15 protein-coding genes are annotated in these 14,691 nt (G+C 65.4%); 10 read left to right on the top strand and 5 right to left on the bottom strand.

Annotation, left to right across the window (positions count from 1 at the left end):
* Positions 1-7 precede the first annotated feature (7 nt).
* The 8 genes from rpmJ to bfr all read left to right on the top strand — a co-directional run bounded on the left by rpmJ (position 8) and on the right by bfr (position 5,438).
* Entirely contained in the window at positions 8-124 is a 117-nt protein-coding gene (gene rpmJ / locus HMPREF3014_RS04080) for a 50S ribosomal protein L36 (RefSeq protein ID WP_003093693.1), read from the top strand.
* 130 nt (positions 125-254) lie between these two features.
* A complete protein-coding gene (gene rpsM, locus HMPREF3014_RS04075) occupies positions 255-611 on the top strand; it encodes a 30S ribosomal protein S13 (RefSeq protein ID WP_003093692.1) in 357 nt (118 codons plus the stop codon).
* Positions 612-629: 18 nt separating this feature from the next.
* A complete protein-coding gene (gene rpsK, locus HMPREF3014_RS04070) occupies positions 630-1,019 on the top strand; it encodes a 30S ribosomal protein S11 (protein ID WP_003093689.1) in 390 nt (129 codons plus the stop codon).
* Between the two features lie 16 nt (positions 1,020-1,035).
* Positions 1,036-1,656 carry a 30S ribosomal protein S4 gene (gene rpsD / locus HMPREF3014_RS04065; RefSeq protein WP_003093678.1) on the top strand — a complete coding sequence of 207 codons (621 nt, stop codon included), beginning with the start codon at positions 1,036-1,038 and terminating at the stop codon, positions 1,654-1,656.
* A gap of 22 nt (positions 1,657-1,678) precedes the next feature.
* A complete protein-coding gene (gene rpoA, locus HMPREF3014_RS04060) occupies positions 1,679-2,680 on the top strand; it encodes a DNA-directed RNA polymerase subunit alpha (RefSeq protein ID WP_058163594.1) in 1,002 nt (333 codons plus the stop codon).
* 43 nt (positions 2,681-2,723) lie between these two features.
* Positions 2,724-3,113 (top strand): 50S ribosomal protein L17, encoded by a 390-nt coding sequence (gene rplQ / locus HMPREF3014_RS04055; protein ID WP_003093672.1) that lies wholly within the window; start codon positions 2,724-2,726, stop codon positions 3,111-3,113.
* 281 nt (positions 3,114-3,394) lie between these two features.
* Entirely contained in the window at positions 3,395-4,843 is a 1,449-nt protein-coding gene (katA, locus tag HMPREF3014_RS04050) for a catalase KatA (RefSeq protein ID WP_003103909.1), read from the top strand.
* A 130-nt stretch (positions 4,844-4,973) separates the two neighbouring features.
* The gene (bfr, locus tag HMPREF3014_RS04045) at positions 4,974-5,438 is read left to right on the top strand and encodes a bacterioferritin (protein ID WP_003093668.1); all 465 of its coding nucleotides are present in this window, start codon (positions 4,974-4,976) and stop codon (positions 5,436-5,438) included.
* 71 nt (positions 5,439-5,509) lie between these two features.
* Here bfr and uvrA read toward each other — a convergent pair whose 3' ends face one another.
* Positions 5,510-8,347 carry an excinuclease ABC subunit UvrA gene (gene uvrA, locus HMPREF3014_RS04040; protein WP_023086935.1) on the bottom strand — a complete coding sequence of 946 codons (2,838 nt, stop codon included), beginning with the start codon at positions 8,345-8,347 and terminating at the stop codon, positions 5,510-5,512.
* A gap of 213 nt (positions 8,348-8,560) precedes the next feature.
* On the opposite strand from uvrA, the gene HMPREF3014_RS04035 reads away from it, so the two are divergent.
* A complete protein-coding gene (locus tag HMPREF3014_RS04035; RefSeq protein ID WP_070753822.1) occupies positions 8,561-9,949 on the top strand; it encodes an MFS transporter in 1,389 nt (462 codons plus the stop codon).
* Positions 9,950-9,965: 16 nt separating this feature from the next.
* Positions 9,966-10,463, top strand: coding sequence for a single-stranded DNA-binding protein (gene ssb / locus HMPREF3014_RS04030; RefSeq protein ID WP_003114685.1), 498 nt, complete (start codon positions 9,966-9,968; stop codon positions 10,461-10,463).
* 88 nt (positions 10,464-10,551) lie between these two features.
* On the opposite strand, the gene pchA is transcribed toward ssb, so the two are convergent.
* The 4 genes from pchA to pchD are packed head-to-tail and all read right to left on the bottom strand — an operon-like array spanning position 10,552 to position 14,679.
* On the bottom strand, positions 10,552-11,982 hold the full coding sequence (gene pchA, locus HMPREF3014_RS04025; protein ID WP_003118152.1) for an isochorismate synthase PchA: 1,431 nt from the start codon (positions 11,980-11,982) through the stop codon (positions 10,552-10,554).
* The gene (gene pchB / locus HMPREF3014_RS04020) at positions 11,979-12,284 is read right to left on the bottom strand and encodes an isochorismate lyase PchB (protein ID WP_003106950.1); all 306 of its coding nucleotides are present in this window, start codon (positions 12,282-12,284) and stop codon (positions 11,979-11,981) included. Before pchB ends, pchA begins: the two co-directional genes overlap by 4 nt.
* Positions 12,284-13,039 carry a pyochelin biosynthesis editing thioesterase PchC gene (gene pchC / locus HMPREF3014_RS04015; RefSeq protein ID WP_003118944.1) on the bottom strand — a complete coding sequence of 252 codons (756 nt, stop codon included), beginning with the start codon at positions 13,037-13,039 and terminating at the stop codon, positions 12,284-12,286. The genes pchB and pchC overlap by 1 nt, the downstream gene beginning before the upstream one ends.
* Positions 13,036-14,679, bottom strand: coding sequence for a pyochelin biosynthesis salicyl-AMP ligase PchD (pchD, locus tag HMPREF3014_RS04010; RefSeq protein WP_003121864.1), 1,644 nt, complete (start codon positions 14,677-14,679; stop codon positions 13,036-13,038). Before pchD ends, pchC begins: the two co-directional genes overlap by 4 nt.
* Positions 14,680-14,691 lie beyond the last annotated feature (12 nt).

Here is a 14,691-nt window from a genome sequence, read left to right as displayed (position 1 = left end):
GTTGGTGATGAAAGTTCGTGCATCGGTCAAGAAGCTGTGCCGTAACTGCAAAATCATCCGTCGCGATGGCATCGTGCGGGTGATCTGCAGCGCGGAACCGCGTCACAAGCAGCGCCAAGGCTGATTGTGATCCACGCGTGATAACCCGGCAGCTAGTGTGCTGCCGGGTTGATTATTTGCTATTACAGCGCTAATATCCGCGCCCTTTCTTGGCTTCCTGGGCGCAGGGTAGCTGTCAATTGGAGTTTTTCTGAATGGCCCGTATTGCAGGCGTCAACATTCCGGATAACAAGCACACTGTTATCTCGCTGACCTACATCTATGGTGTTGGTCGCACTACTGCTCAGAGCATCTGCGCAGCCACCGGCGTAAACCCGGCTGCCAAGATCAAGGACCTGAGCGACGAGCAGATCGATCAGCTGCGTAACGAAGTCGCGAAGATCACCACCGAAGGTGACCTGCGTCGCGAAATCAACATGAACATCAAGCGTCTGATGGACCTCGGTTGCTACCGCGGTCTGCGTCATCGTCGCGGTCTGCCGGTTCGCGGTCAGCGTACCAAGACCAACGCGCGTACCCGCAAGGGCCCGCGTAAGCCGATCCGCAAGTAATCGCGTAGGAATCTAGTCATGGCAAAACCTGCTGCTCGTCCCCGTAAGAAAGTCAAAAAGACAGTGGTCGATGGGATCGCCCACATCCACGCGTCTTTCAACAACACCATCGTGACCATCACCGACCGTCAGGGCAACGCACTGTCCTGGGCGACCTCCGGTGGTTCCGGTTTCCGCGGCTCGCGTAAGAGCACCCCGTTCGCTGCCCAGGTAGCGGCCGAGCGTGCCGGCCAGGCTGCCCTGGAATACGGTCTGAAGAACCTGGACGTCAACGTCAAGGGCCCGGGCCCGGGCCGCGAGTCCGCCGTTCGCGCTCTGAATGCTTGCGGCTACAAGATCGCCAGCATCACCGACGTAACCCCGATCCCGCATAACGGCTGCCGTCCGCCGAAAAAGCGTCGCGTGTAATAGGAGACAGTGAGAAATGGCTCGTTACATTGGTCCCAAGTGCAAACTGTCTCGCCGTGAAGGCACCGACCTGTTCCTGAAGAGCGGCGCCCGCGCCCTCGACTCGAAGTGCAAGGCTGAAAACGTTCCTGGCCAGCATGGCCAGCGTCGTGGCCGTCTGTCCGACTACGGTCTGCAGCTGCGTGAAAAGCAGAAAGTACGTCGCATCTACGGCGTGCTGGAGCGTCAGTTCCGCGGTTACTACCAGGAAGCTTCCCGTCGCAAGGGTTCTACCGGTGAGAACCTGCTGCAACTGCTCGAGTGCCGCCTGGACAACGTCGTATACCGCATGGGCTTCGGTTCCACTCGTTCGGAATCCCGCCAGCTGGTATCCCACAAGGCCATCACCGTCAACGGTCAGACCGTCAACATCCCTTCCTACCAAGTGAAGGCCGGTGACGTCGTAGCTGTTCGCGAAAAATCGAAGAACCAGCTGCGTATCGCTCAGGCTCTGGAACTCTGTGGCCAGCGCGGTCGCGTCGAGTGGGTCGAAGTCGACCTCGACAAGAAGGCTGGTACCTTCAAGAGTGCTCCGGCTCGCAGCGACCTGTCCGCTGATATCAACGAAAACCTGATTGTCGAGCTCTACTCCAAGTAAGGGCTAGAAAATAGGTGCATCCATGCAGAGTTCGGTAAATGAGTTCCTGACCCCCCGCCACATCGATGTGCAGGTGGTCAGTCAAACCCGCGCCAAGATCACGCTCGAGCCTCTCGAGCGTGGTTTTGGTCACACCCTGGGCAACGCGCTGCGTCGCATCCTGTTGTCCTCCATGCCTGGCTGCGCAGTGGTCGAGGCCGAGATCGACGGCGTACTCCACGAGTACTCGGCGATCGAAGGTGTGCAGGAAGATGTAATCGAGATCCTGCTGAACCTGAAAGGTCTGGCCATCAAGCTGCACGGTCGTGATGAAGTGACGCTGACCCTGGCTAAGAAGGGCTCGGGTGTTGTGACTGCTGCCGATATTCAGCTGGATCACGATGTTGAGATCATCAACGGTGACCACGTTATCGCCAACCTGGCAGACAACGGCGCGCTGAACATGAAGCTGAAGGTAGCTCGTGGCCGTGGCTACGAGCCTGCCGACGCACGTCAGAGCGATGAAGACGAAAGCCGCAGCATCGGCCGTCTGCAGCTCGACGCATCGTTCAGTCCGGTCCGTCGTGTCTCCTACGTGGTGGAAAACGCCCGTGTCGAGCAGCGCACCAACCTGGACAAACTGGTCCTGGACCTGGAAACCAACGGCACCCTGGATCCCGAAGAGGCTATCCGTCGCGCCGCTACCATCCTGCAACAGCAGCTGGCAGCGTTCGTGGACCTCAAGGGCGACAGCGAACCCGTCGTTGAAGAGCAGGAAGACGAGATCGATCCGATCCTCCTGCGCCCGGTCGATGACCTGGAACTGACCGTACGTTCGGCCAACTGCCTGAAGGCGGAAAACATCTACTACATCGGTGACCTGATCCAGCGCACCGAAGTGGAGCTGTTGAACACGCCGAACCTGGGCAAGAAGTCCCTGACCGAAATCAAGGACGTTCTGGCTTCCCGTGGTCTGTCCCTCGGTATGCGCCTCGATAACTGGCCGCCGGCAAGTCTTAAGAAAGACGACAAGGCCACTGCCTGATCGTCGTAACTACCGAACGTAAAGTTTGGAAAGGAATTGAACCATGCGCCATCGTAAAAGTGGTCGTCACCTGAGCCGCACCAGCGCGCACCGCAAGGCTATGTTCCAGAACATGGCGGTGTCGCTGTTCGAACATGAACTGATCAAAACCACCCTGCCCAAGGCCAAGGAACTGCGTCGCGTTGCCGAGCCGCTGATCACCCTGGCCAAGGAAGACAGCGTCGCCAACCGTCGCCTGGCTTTCGACCGTACCCGTTCGAAAGCTGCCGTTGGCAAGCTGTTCAACGACCTGGGCAAGCGCTACGCCAACCGTCCGGGCGGCTACCTGCGCATCCTGAAGTGCGGTTTCCGCGCTGGCGACAACGCCCCCATGGCGTACGTCGAGCTGGTTGATCGTCCTGTCGGCGGTGAAGTCGTAGAAGCTGCCGAATAAGGCATCTGCTGCACAAGAAACCGGGCCTAGGCCCGGTTTTTTTATTACCTGCCTTAAAGTTTTTATCTATCGGATCGCTTTCTTTAATAAATTGGATTGCGGGAGGGCTGTCATTCATCCTTAACCTGCTTTTACGAAAAGCTACGTTCGGATAAGCGAGATCAATGCAAAGGGCGCTTGGTTCAGCCGACAGGTTGTCCTCCGCCAATCCCTGGTCCACGCTGATGATTTCCGTGTAGCCGCTTCGCTTCATAGCACGTTAGCCGTTGAGGAGAGAGTAAATGGAAGAGAAGACCCGCCTGACCACTGCCGCTGGCGCACCGGTGGTCGATAACCAGAACGTGCAGACCGCCGGTCCGCGTGGCCCGATGTTGCTGCAGGACGTGTGGTTCCTCGAGAAGCTCGCCCACTTCGATCGCGAAGTGATCCCCGAGCGACGCATGCATGCGAAAGGTTCCGCGGCCTACGGCACCTTCACCGTCACCCATGACATCACCCCCTACACCCGGGCGAAGATCTTCTCCCAGGTCGGCAAGAAGACCGATATGTTCCTGCGCTTCTCCACCGTCGCCGGTGAGCGTGGCGCGGCGGATGCCGAGCGTGACATCCGCGGCTTCTCCATGCGTTTCTACACCGAGCAGGGCAACTGGGACCTGGTCGGCAACAACACCCCGGTGTTCTATCTGCGCGACCCGCTCAAGTTCCCCGATCTCAACCACGTGGTGAAGCGTGACCCGCGCACCAACCTGCGCAATGCGACCTTCAAGTGGGACTTTTTCTCTCACCTCCCCGAGTCGCTGCATCAGTTGACCATCGACTTCAGCGACCGCGGCCTGCCGAAGAGCTATCGGCACATCCATGGTTTCGGCAGCCATACCTTCAGCTTCATCAATGCGAACAACGAGCGCTTCTGGGTCAAGTTCCACTTCAAGACCCAACAGGGCATCGAGAACCTGACCAACGCCGAGGCCGCCGAAGTGATCGCCCAGGACCGCGAGAGTTCGCAGCGCGACTTGTACGAGAGCATCGAGAAAGGCGACTTCCCGCGCTGGAAGATGTACGTGCAGATCATGCCCGAGAAGGAAGCGGCTACCTATCGCTACAACCCGTTCGACCTGACCAAGGTCTGGCCCCACGGTGACTACCCGTTGATCGAAGTGGGCTTCTTCGAGCTGAACCGTAACCCGGACAACTACTTCGCCGAGGTCGAGCAGGCCGCTTTCACGCCGGCCAACGTGGTGCCCGGTATCGGTTTCTCGCCGGACAAGATGCTCCAGGGCCGTCTGTTCTCCTACGGCGACGCCCATCGCTATCGCCTGGGCGTCAACCACCACCAGATCCCGGTGAACGCCGCGCGTTGCCCGCACCAGGTCTACCACCGCGACGGCGGCATGCGGGTGGACGGCAACAACGCCCATCAGCGCGTCACCTACGAGCCGAACAGCTTCAACCAGTGGCAGGAGCAGCCTGACTTCTCCGAGCCGCCGCTGAGCCTGGAGGGTGCGGCGGACCACTGGAACCACCGGGTGGACGATGACTACTACAGCCAGCCCGCCGCGCTGTTCCATCTGTTCACCGACGAGCAGAAGCAGCGGCTGTTCGCCAACATCGCCGAAGACATCCGCGATGTACCGGAACAGATCCAGCGTCGCCAGATCGGCCTGTTCCTCAAGGTCGACCCGGCCTACGGCAAAGGCGTCGCCGACGCCCTCGGCCTGAAGCTGGACTGATGGCCTGATGAGGCCCCCGGCCCCCTTCCTAGGAAGGGGGCTTTTTTATCTGCATTGGCTTGACCCGGATCAGGCGGAGCCGGGAGCATATGCGGCTAGATTCCTAGTTTTCTCCAGGGAGAGCCCCCCGATGCAAGGCCATCCGGAAGTCATCGATTACCTCAACACGCTGCTGACCGGCGAGCTGGCCGCGCGCGACCAGTACTTCATCCACTCGCGCATGTACGAGGACTGGGGCTTCAGCAAGCTCTACGAGCGCCTCAACCACGAGATGGAGGAGGAGACCCAACACGCCGACGCCCTGCTGCGCCGTATCCTCCTGCTCGAAGGTACGCCGCGCATGCGTCCCGACGATATCCACCCGGGCACCACGGTGCCGGAGATGCTCGAGGCCGACCTCAAGCTCGAGCGCCATGTCCGCGCCGCGCTGGCCAAGGGCATCGCCCTCTGCGAGCAGCACAAGGACTTCGTCAGCCGCGACATCCTCAAGGCCCAGTTGGCCGACACCGAGGAAGACCACGCCTACTGGTTGGAGCAACAGCTTGGCCTGATCGCCAGGATGGGCCTGGAGAACTACCTGCAATCGCAGATCTGACCCTACCCCGCGGATACGAAAAAGCCCCTGCGCCTCACGGTCGCAGGGGCTTTTTCATGAGCGCCCGGCAATCAGGCGCGATCGCGTTCCAGCAACGGCTTGAGGAAGTGGCCGGTGTGCGACTGGGACATCTCGGCCACCTGCTCCGGCGTGCCGTTGGCGATGATCTGGCCGCCCTTGGAGCCGCCCTCGGGGCCGAGGTCGACCAGCCAGTCGGCGGTCTTGATCACGTCCAGGTTGTGCTCGATCACCACCACGGTGTTGCCGTGGTCGCGCAGGCGGTGGAGCACGTCGAGCAGTTGCTGGATGTCGGCGAAATGCAGGCCGGTGGTCGGTTCGTCGAGGATGTACAGGGTCTTGCCGGTATCGCGCTTGGACAGCTCGCGGGACAGCTTGACCCGTTGTGCCTCGCCGCCCGAGAGGGTGGTCGCGCTCTGGCCCAGCTTGATGTAGGACAGGCCGACGTCCATCAGCGTCTGCAGCTTGCGCGCCAGGGCGGGGACGGCGTCGAAGAACTCGCGGGCTTCCTCGATGGTCATCTCCAGCACCTCGTGGATGCTCTTGCCCTTGTAGCGGATCTCCAGGGTCTCGCGGTTGTAGCGCTTGCCCTTGCAGACATCGCAGGGAACGTAGATGTCCGGCAGGAAGTGCATCTCCACCTTGATCACGCCGTCGCCCTGGCAGGCCTCGCAACGGCCGCCCTTGACGTTGAACGAGAAGCGGCCGGGACCGTAGCCGCGCGAGCGGGCCTCCGGCACGCCGGAAAACAGTTCGCGGATCGGCGTGAACAGGCCGGTATAGGTCGCCGGGTTGGAGCGCGGGGTACGACCGATCGGGCTCTGGTCGATGTCGACCACCTTGTCCAGGTGCTGCAGGCCGTCGAACGAGTCATACGGCGCCACTTCCAGGGTAGTCGCGCCGTTCAGCGCGGTGGCGGTGATCGGGAACAGGGTGTTGTTGATCAGCGTCGACTTGCCGGAGCCCGAGACCCCGGTGATGCAGGTGAACAGGCCGACCGGGATTTCCAGGTTGACGTTCTGCAGGTTGTTGCCGCGGGCGCCTTTCAGCTTCAGCAGCTTCTTCTTGTCGCGCGGGGTGCGCTTGGCCGGAACCGCGATTTTCTTGCGCCCGGAAAGGTACTTGCCGGTCAGCGAGTCGGGGTGGTTCATCACCTGGTCGGGCGTACCTTCCGCCACTACCTGGCCGCCGTGCACGCCGGCGCCCGGACCGATGTCGACGACGTAGTCGGCGAGTCGGATCGCGTCCTCGTCGTGCTCGACCACGATCACCGTGTTGCCGAGGTTGCGCAGGTGGGTGAGGGTGGCGAGCAGGCGCTCGTTGTCGCGTTGGTGCAGGCCGATCGAGGGTTCGTCGAGGATGTACATCACTCCCACCAGGCCGGCGCCGATCTGGCTGGCCAGGCGGATGCGCTGGGCTTCGCCGCCGGACAGGGTGTCGGCGCTGCGGTCGAGGGTCAGGTAGTCGAGGCCGACGTTGACCAGGAATTGCAGGCGGTCGCGGATTTCCTTGAGGATCTTCGCCGCGATCTCGCCACGGCGGCCGGTCAGGCTGAGTCCGGCGGCATACTCGCAGGCTTCGCCGACCGGCATCGCGGTGATCGCCGGCAGCGTCCGGTCGCCGACCCACACATGCCGCGCCTCGCGGCGCAGGCGGGTACCGTGGCAATCCGGGCAGGGCTGGGTGCTGAGGAACTTGGCCAGCTCCTCGCGGACCGTGGCCGACTCGGTCTCGCGGTAGCGCCGCTCAAGGTTCGGCAGGATGCCTTCGAAGGGGTGCGAGCGCTTGACGATGTCGCCGCGGTCGTTGAGATAGCGGAAGTCGACGTTTTCCCGGCCGGAGCCGTAGAGCACCACCTTCTGGTGTTCGGCGCCGAGTTCGTCGAAGGGTTCTTCCAGGCTGAAGCCGTAATGCTGGGCCAGCGAACCGAGCATCTGGAAGTAATAGACGTTGCGCCGGTCCCAGCCGCGGATCGCGCCCTCGGCCAGGGTCAACTCGCCGTTGACCACCCGGCGCGCGTCGAAGAATTGCTTCACGCCGAGGCCGTCGCAGGTCGGACAGGCGCCGGCCGGGTTGTTGAAGGAGAACAGCTTGGGTTCCAGCTCGCTGATAGAGTGGCCGCAGACCGGGCAGGCGAAGCGCGCCGAGAAGATGATCTCCTCGACATCCTCGTCCTCGTCCATCGGTGCTACCAGGGCGATACCGTCGGCCAGGGACAGGGCGGTCTCGAACGACTCGGCCAGGCGTTGCTGGAGGTCCGCGCGAACCTTGAAGCGGTCCACCACCACATCGATGCTGTGCTTCTTCTGCTTATCCAGCTTCGGCACTTCGTCGAGTTCGTAGAGCTTGCCGTCGACCCGGGCGCGGACGAAGCCCTGCGCGCGCATCTCGTCGAACACCGCCAGGTGCTCGCCCTTGCGCTCGCGGATCACCGGCGCCAGCAGCATCAGCTTGCTGCCTTCCGGCAGGGCCAGGACCTGGTCGACCATCTGGCTGACGGTCTGCGCCTCCAGCGGGATGTCGTGGTCCGGGCAGCGCGGGGTACCGACGCGGGCATAAAGCAGGCGCAGGTAGTCGTAGATCTCGGTGATCGTACCCACGGTGGAGCGTGGGTTGTGGGAAGTGGACTTCTGTTCGATGGAAATCGCCGGCGACAGCCCTTCGATGGTGTCCACGTCCGGCTTCTCCATCATCGACAGGAACTGCCGGGCGTAGGCCGAGAGGGATTCCACGTAGCGCCGCTGGCCTTCCGCATAGAGCGTGTCGAAAGCCAGGGAAGACTTGCCGGAACCGGAAAGACCGGTGATCACGATCAGTTTGTCGCGTGGCAGTGTGAGGTCGACGTTCTTCAGGTTGTGGGTACGCGCCCCACGAATCAGGATCTTATCCACAGCGGCCTCGCATGGCGGGCGAAAACCGCTGATTATACGGCTGGCCGCTAGCGCGCGGCAAAGTGGCGCGCCTGTGCCGCGAGGGGGCGGACTGGTAGAATGCGCGGCATTTTTCCGGCGCGGGCATTGCCCCGGCCGCCCAGGAGCGGGCGGCGGCGCCATTGGCAGGGGCATGAGGCCTTGCCCTGCAGCGGTTTCTTCCATGAGGGTGTTATGCACGACTCACATACTGAGCGGATGAGCGGTACCGAAACGCGAGCGGCCGTCGGGCTGTCACTGGTATTCGCCTTCCGCATGCTCGGCAGGTTCATGGTCCTGCCGGTGCTGGCCACCTACGGCCAGGACCTGGCCGGCGCGACCCCGGCGCTGATCGGCCTGGCCATCGGCGCCTATGGCCTGACCCAGGCGATCCTGCAGATTCCCTTCGGGACCATTTCCGACCGCATCGGCCGGCGCCCGGTGATCGTCGTCGGGCTGCTGATCTTCGCCGCCGGCGCGGCCCTCGCGGCCAATGCCGACTCCATCTGGGGGGTGATCGCCGGCCGCGTCCTGCAGGGCGCCGGGGCGATCTCGGCGGCGGTGATGGCGCTGCTCTCCGACCTCACCCGCGAGCAGCACCGGACCAAGGCGATGGCGATGATCGGCATGAGCATCGGCGTCTCCTTCGCCGTGGCCATGGTGCTCGGCCCGGTGCTGACCCATCTGTTCGGCCTGCATGGGCTGTTCTGGTTCACCGCCGGGATGGCGCTGGTCGGCCTGCTGCTGATCCTGTTCTTCGTCCCGCAGCCCGACCACATGACCCAGCACCGCGAATCCAGCGTGGCGCGCCAGGCCCTGCTGCCGACCCTGAAGCACGGCGACCTGCTGCGCCTGGACGCCGGCATCCTGATCCTCCACGCCATCCTCATGGCCAGCTTCGTCGCCTTGCCGCTGGCACTGGTGCACGAGGGTGGCCTGCCCAAGGAGCAGCACTGGTGGGTCTACCTGACTGCGCTGCTGGTCGGTTTCTTCGGCATGGTGCCGTTCATCATCTACGCCGAGAAGAAGCGTCGCATGAAGCGCGTGCTGACCGGCGCGGTGGCGACCCTGCTGGCCTGCGAACTGTTCTTCCTGGTCTTCGGTCACAGCCTGGCCATGCTGGTGGTCGGCACGGTGGTGTTCTTCACTGCCTTCAACCTGCTCGAAGCCTCGCTGCCGTCGCTGGTCAGCAAGGTCTCGCCGGCCGGCGGCAAGGGCACGGCGATGGGGGTGTATTCCACCAGCCAGTTCCTCGGCGCGGCGCTGGGCGGCATCCTCGGCGGCTGGATGTTCCAGCACGGCGGGCTGAGCATGGTGTTCATCGGATGCGCGGTGCTCGCTGCCCTCTGGCTGGCGATTGCTGTTACCATGCGCGAACCGCCTTATGTGACCAGCATTCGCCTGCCGCTCGCGCCCGCCGCGCTGCAGGACGCGGTGCTGGTCCAGCGATTCAGGGCGTTGCCCGGTGTGGCAGACGCCGTGGTGGTGGCCGAGGAGGCCGCCGCCTATGTCAAAGTGGATACCCAACAAGTGGATCGCACCGCCCTCGAGCGCCTGGCCCAGGCCGCGCCGGGCGGATGCTGAACCTTAGGAGAACGTCATGGCCCGTGGGGTTAACAAAGTCATTCTGGTTGGTAACGTCGGTGGTGACCCGGAAACCCGCTACATGCCCAACGGCAATGCGGTGACCAACATCACCCTCGCCACCAGCGAGAGCTGGAAGGACAAGCAGACCGGCCAGCAACAGGAGCGCACCGAATGGCACCGCGTGGTGTTCTTCGGCCGCCTGGCGGAGATCGCCGGCGAGTACCTGCGCAAGGGTTCCCAGGTCTACGTCGAAGGCAGCCTGCGCACCCGCAAGTGGCAGGGCCAGGACGGTCAGGATCGCTACACCACCGAGATCGTGGTCGACATCAACGGCAACATGCAGTTGCTCGGCGGCCGCCCCTCCGGCGACGATTCGCAGCGCGCCCCGCGCGAGCCCATGCAGCGCCCGCAGCAGGCCCCGCAGCAGCAGTCGCGTCCGGCCCCGCAGCAGCAACCGGCGCCGCAACCGGCCCAGGACTACGACAGCTTCGACGACGACATTCCGTTCTAAGCGACGCCCTTGCGGCGCGGCCCGTCCGCGCCACGGGCAGACCTTCGAAGACCCCCTGCCGCCCTCGGGCCGCAGGGGGTCTTCGTTTTCAGGCGACGCCGCGCTGCAAGGGCACTTCGTCCAGGCCGCCTATGGCGGATAGAGCTTCCCGCATGGCACTGAGCTTAAGGCAGGTTTCGCGATACTCGTGGGCCGGTTCCGAATCGCCTACCAGACCGCAGCCGGCGAACAGGTAGCCCCGGCCCGGCGTGAGCAGGGCCGAGCGCAGCGCCACCAGGAAATCGCCGTTGCCTTCGCCGTCGAGCCAGCCCAGCGGCGCGGCGTACCAGCCGCGGTCCATCCCTTCGTGCTGGCGGATGTAGTCCAGCGCCGCGCTGCGTGGGTAGCCGCCCACCGCGGGGGTCGGATGCAGCGCCTGCAGCAGCCGCAGGATGCCGCCTGCGTCAGCGAGGCGGGCGCGGATCGGCGTGTTCAGGTGCTGGACTCGCGCCAGTCGTTTCAGACCGGGCGCATCGGGGATTTCCAGCACCTCGCTGAAGGGTTCCAGGGCCGTACGGATCGCCTCCACCACCAACTGGTGTTCGTGCCTGTCCTTGGCGCTGTCCAGCAGGGCCTGTCCGAGCCGGGCATCTTCCTGGGCATCGCCGCCGCGGGCGATGGTCCCGGCCAGGGCATGGGTGAGTGCCTCGCCGGCGCGAATGCGGACCAGGCGTTCCGGGGAGGCGCCGAGGAAGCAGGCGTTGCCGCGGCGACAGGCGAACAGCTGGGCGTCGGCATGTTGCAGACGCAGGTGTTCGATGACCTGCCACGGCTCGATGTCGCCGAGAGGCCGGGCCTGGGTGCGGGCCAGCACGACCTTGCCGAAGCGTCCCTGGCGGACACTGCTTACCGCGTCGCTCACCTTGGCTTCCCATTGCCTGCGCTCCTGCGCCGAAGCGTCGCCCTGCGCGCCAGCGGTCGGCCCCGAGGGCCGGCGTCTGGCCGGCTGCCTCAGGCGCAGTAGCGCCGAGCAGTGGTAGGCGGCCAGGGCCAGGGCATCTTCGCCGGGCTTGGCCAGGTGTTGGCAGAGTACCCGGTAGCGTTCGCCCTCGCGCAGCACGGTGATGCCGGCGAGCATCAGGCTGGCATCGGCGAAGGCTTGCCAGTGTTCCTCGCGCGGGCCGCGCGGATCGAAGCGGAATCCGCCGCACAGGCGCGGCGCCAGCGGGCCCTCGACCACGGCGTCGGCGCAGAGCAATTGCCAGTTTTCCTCGATCCGGGCGAAGCGCTGTTCGCCGTGGCCTTGCAGCTCCAGGGCGCTGCCCCAGGCGAAGAACGCCAGCTCGGGCTGTTCCCAGTACAGGCAGGGCGTTTGCCGGTCGTCCCAGGCACCGAATACCTGCAGCGGGTCCAATGGGTCGATCTCGAACGATGCCGCCACCAGCACCGGACGATCGAGCGCCTGCGCCTGGCCGATGGCGCGCTCGAAGGTGCCGCGCAAGGCGTGCAGGCACTGGCTCAGGGGCGCCAGCCGGCTCATGCGGCACCCCGTGTCTGGCGCCAGTACTTGATCTGCTCGGCGATGTACCAGTGGATGATCTGCGCGAACAGTCCCTCGACGAAGGGCGCGTCGAGTCCGTTTTCCTCGGCCCAGCGGGCGCGCTCGGGGAGCATCGCGGCGACCCGCTCGGGCGCCGGAATCGCCGCCTCGCTGGCCTTGAAGCGCGACGCCGCCTTGACGTAGTCCATGCGGCGGCCGAGGGCCTGGACGATATCCAGGTCGATCCGGTCGATGGCCTCGCGGATGTCCGCCAGGCCGGTGCAGTCTTCGGGAGTTTTCATCATGCAACCTCTCGGGAAAGGGCGTCGGGATGTGCGAGGCGGCGCAGCAGGTGCTCGATCACCGCGTCGCGCCCCTCGCTCAGGTAGAAGTGGCCGCCAGGAAAGTGCCGCAGCCTGGCGGGAGTCCGGCTGGCGTCGCTCCAGGCCTGCGCCTCGGCGGCGCTGACTTCCTCGTCGTGCTCGCCGAGGAGGACGTCGAGGGCGCAGGCCAGGGCGATGGGCTGCGCCCGTCGGTAGGTCTCGATCGCCTGGTAGTCGGCGCGCAGGATCGGCAGGAACAGCGCGCGCAGGTCGGCGTCCTCGAGTAGCTCGCTGGCGCCACCCTGGCGGCGGACGTCCTCCAGCAGCGCCGCCTCGTCGCCGCGGTGCAACGCGCCGCCGCGTTGCCGGTGCGGTGCCGGATGGGCGGAGACGAACAGGTGGCGCAGCGGCGCGCCGGCGCTTTCCAGGCGCAGGGCGGTTTCGTAGGCCAGCGCCGCGCCGAGACTGTGGCCGAACAGCGCCAGGGGCGCGTCGGCGAAATCGCGCAGGGCGAGGGCGGCGCCGTCGGCGAGGTCCTCCAAGCGGGTGGCCGGCGCCTCGTTGAAGCGGTCCTCGCGACCCGGGTACTGCAGGGCAAGCAGGTCGATGTCTGGCGGCAGGCGTTCGCTCCAGCTACGGAAGAAGCTGGCGCTGCCGCCTGCATGGGGGAAGCAGGCCAGGCGCAGGCGCGGCATCGGCGTCAGGCGGAACGGCCGGACCCAGGCGGCGCTCATGCGCGGGCCTCCAGCTCGCGGCGCAGGCGCTCGCGCAGGTCCTTCTTGCTGATCTTGCCGATGCCGGTCTGGGGGAAGGCCGGGACCAGCTCGATGCGGTCCGGCACCTTGAACGCGGCCAGCCCGCAGGCGTGCAGGTATTGCTTCAGCTTCAGCGCCGAGGGCGCCGGCTGGCGCGGGATGACGAAGGCGCAGGTGCGCTCGCCGAGCAGGCTGTCGGGCATCGCTACGACGGTGGCGTCGTGCACCTGCGGATGGGCTATCAGCAGGTTCTCCACCTCTTCCGCGGCGATCTTCTCGCCGCCGCGGTTGATCTGGTCCTTGTCGCGGCCCTCCACCACCAGGTAGCCGTCCTTGTCGCGGCTGACCCGGTCGCCGGTGCGGTAGAAGCCGTCCGCGCTGAAGGCCTTGGCGTTGTGTTCGGGCAGGCGGTAGTAGCCGCGGATGGTGTAGGGACCGCGCACGGTCAGTTCGCCCACCTCGCCGGGGCCGACCTCGCGGCCCTCGGCGTCGACCACCCGCACTTCGTCGTCCGGCGACAGCGGCCGGCCCTGGGTATGCAGCACGCGTTCGGGCGGATCGTCCAGGCGGGTGTAGCAGATCAGCCCCTCGGCCATTCCCAGCACCTGTTGCAACTGGCAGCCGAGCACCGGTTCGACGCGTTGCGCGGCACTGCTGCCGAGCCTGGAGCCGCCGACCTGGAGCAGACGCAGGCTGGATAGATCGGCGCGGCGGCTTTCCTGGGCATCCAGCCAGAGCATCGCCAGCGGCGGTACCAGGGCGGTGTGGGTGACCCGTTCACGGGCGATCAGGGCGAAGCAATGCTCGGGATCGGCGCGCTGGCTGACCACCACGCGGCCGCCGGCCAGCAGCGTGCCGATCACTCCGGGGCAGCAGAGAGTGAAGTTGTGCGCCATCGGCAAGCCGGTGAGGTACACCGTGTGCTCGTCGAAGCCGCAGACCTCGGCGCTGGCGCGGACGTTGTAGAGATACTCGCGATGACGCCGGGGAATCAGCTTCGGCGTGCCGGTGGTGCCGCCGGACAACTGGAAGCAGGCGATATCCTCGGCGCGGGCGGCGCAGTCTTCCAGCGCGTCGGCCTGGTACAGCGGTGCCAGCGCTTGCAGCGGCGCCTCGGCCTCGCCGTGGATCAGCGCCATCCGGCAGGCGCCGCTGGCGAGCAGCTCACGGGCCATCGGCCGTGGGTCGAAGCCGTCGATCCGTTCGGCGCCGATGTAGGCCTTGGCCTCGGCGAAGCGGCAGAAACCGCTGATCTCATGCTGGCGATGGGCGGGGAGGGCGAGCACCGGGCGTACGCCGAGCTGGAACAGGGCGAAGCAGGTCTCGACGAAGGCGATGCCGTTGGGCAGGTGCAGCACTACCGTGTCGCCATGTGCGAGGCCGGCCTGGCGCAGTCCGGCTGCCAGGCGGCGGCAGCGCTGGAGCAGGTCGGCATAGCTGAGCCGCTGGTCGTCGTCGCAGAGCGCGATCCGCCGCGGATGGCGCGCGGCGCTGGCGGCCAGGGCTTCGGCGAAGCTTTGGTCCTGCCAGTGGCCGGCGTCGAGATAGCGGCGGACGAAGGCGGCGGGCCAGTCGGGGGCGTCGTCGACGGCCGATGGGGTGACGGGCGAGGAAGTCATGCGATCTCCGTG

The sequence above is a fragment of the Pseudomonas sp. HMSC065H01 genome, from assembly GCF_001815235.1.
GTDB lineage: Bacteria > Pseudomonadota > Gammaproteobacteria > Pseudomonadales > Pseudomonadaceae > Pseudomonas > Pseudomonas aeruginosa.
This window is presented reverse-complemented; position numbering and strand designations above follow the sequence as displayed.

Excerpts from the sequence above, each read along its gene's own strand:
- ssb (WP_003114685.1), top strand. The coding sequence starts at position 9,966 with ATGGCCCGTGGGGTTAACAAAGTCATTCTGGTTGGTAACGTCGGTGGT.
- pchB (WP_003106950.1), bottom strand. The coding sequence starts at position 12,284 with ATGAAAACTCCCGAAGACTGCACCGGCCTGGCGGACATCCGCGAGGCC.
- pchA (WP_003118152.1), bottom strand. The coding sequence starts at position 11,982 with ATGAGCCGGCTGGCGCCCCTGAGCCAGTGCCTGCACGCCTTGCGCGGC.
- rpsM (WP_003093692.1), top strand. The coding sequence starts at position 255 with ATGGCCCGTATTGCAGGCGTCAACATTCCGGATAACAAGCACACTGTT.
- rpsD (WP_003093678.1), top strand. The coding sequence starts at position 1,036 with ATGGCTCGTTACATTGGTCCCAAGTGCAAACTGTCTCGCCGTGAAGGC.
- katA (WP_003103909.1), top strand. The coding sequence starts at position 3,395 with ATGGAAGAGAAGACCCGCCTGACCACTGCCGCTGGCGCACCGGTGGTC.
- pchC (WP_003118944.1), bottom strand. The coding sequence starts at position 13,039 with ATGAGCGCCGCCTGGGTCCGGCCGTTCCGCCTGACGCCGATGCCGCGC.
- rpsK (WP_003093689.1), top strand. The coding sequence starts at position 630 with ATGGCAAAACCTGCTGCTCGTCCCCGTAAGAAAGTCAAAAAGACAGTG.
- rpoA (WP_058163594.1), top strand. The coding sequence starts at position 1,679 with ATGCAGAGTTCGGTAAATGAGTTCCTGACCCCCCGCCACATCGATGTG.
- HMPREF3014_RS04035 (WP_070753822.1), top strand. The coding sequence starts at position 8,561 with ATGCACGACTCACATACTGAGCGGATGAGCGGTACCGAAACGCGAGCG.
- rpmJ (WP_003093693.1), top strand. The coding sequence starts at position 8 with ATGAAAGTTCGTGCATCGGTCAAGAAGCTGTGCCGTAACTGCAAAATC.
- rplQ (WP_003093672.1), top strand. The coding sequence starts at position 2,724 with ATGCGCCATCGTAAAAGTGGTCGTCACCTGAGCCGCACCAGCGCGCAC.
- bfr (WP_003093668.1), top strand. The coding sequence starts at position 4,974 with ATGCAAGGCCATCCGGAAGTCATCGATTACCTCAACACGCTGCTGACC.
- pchD (WP_003121864.1), bottom strand. The coding sequence starts at position 14,679 with ATGACTTCCTCGCCCGTCACCCCATCGGCCGTCGACGACGCCCCCGAC.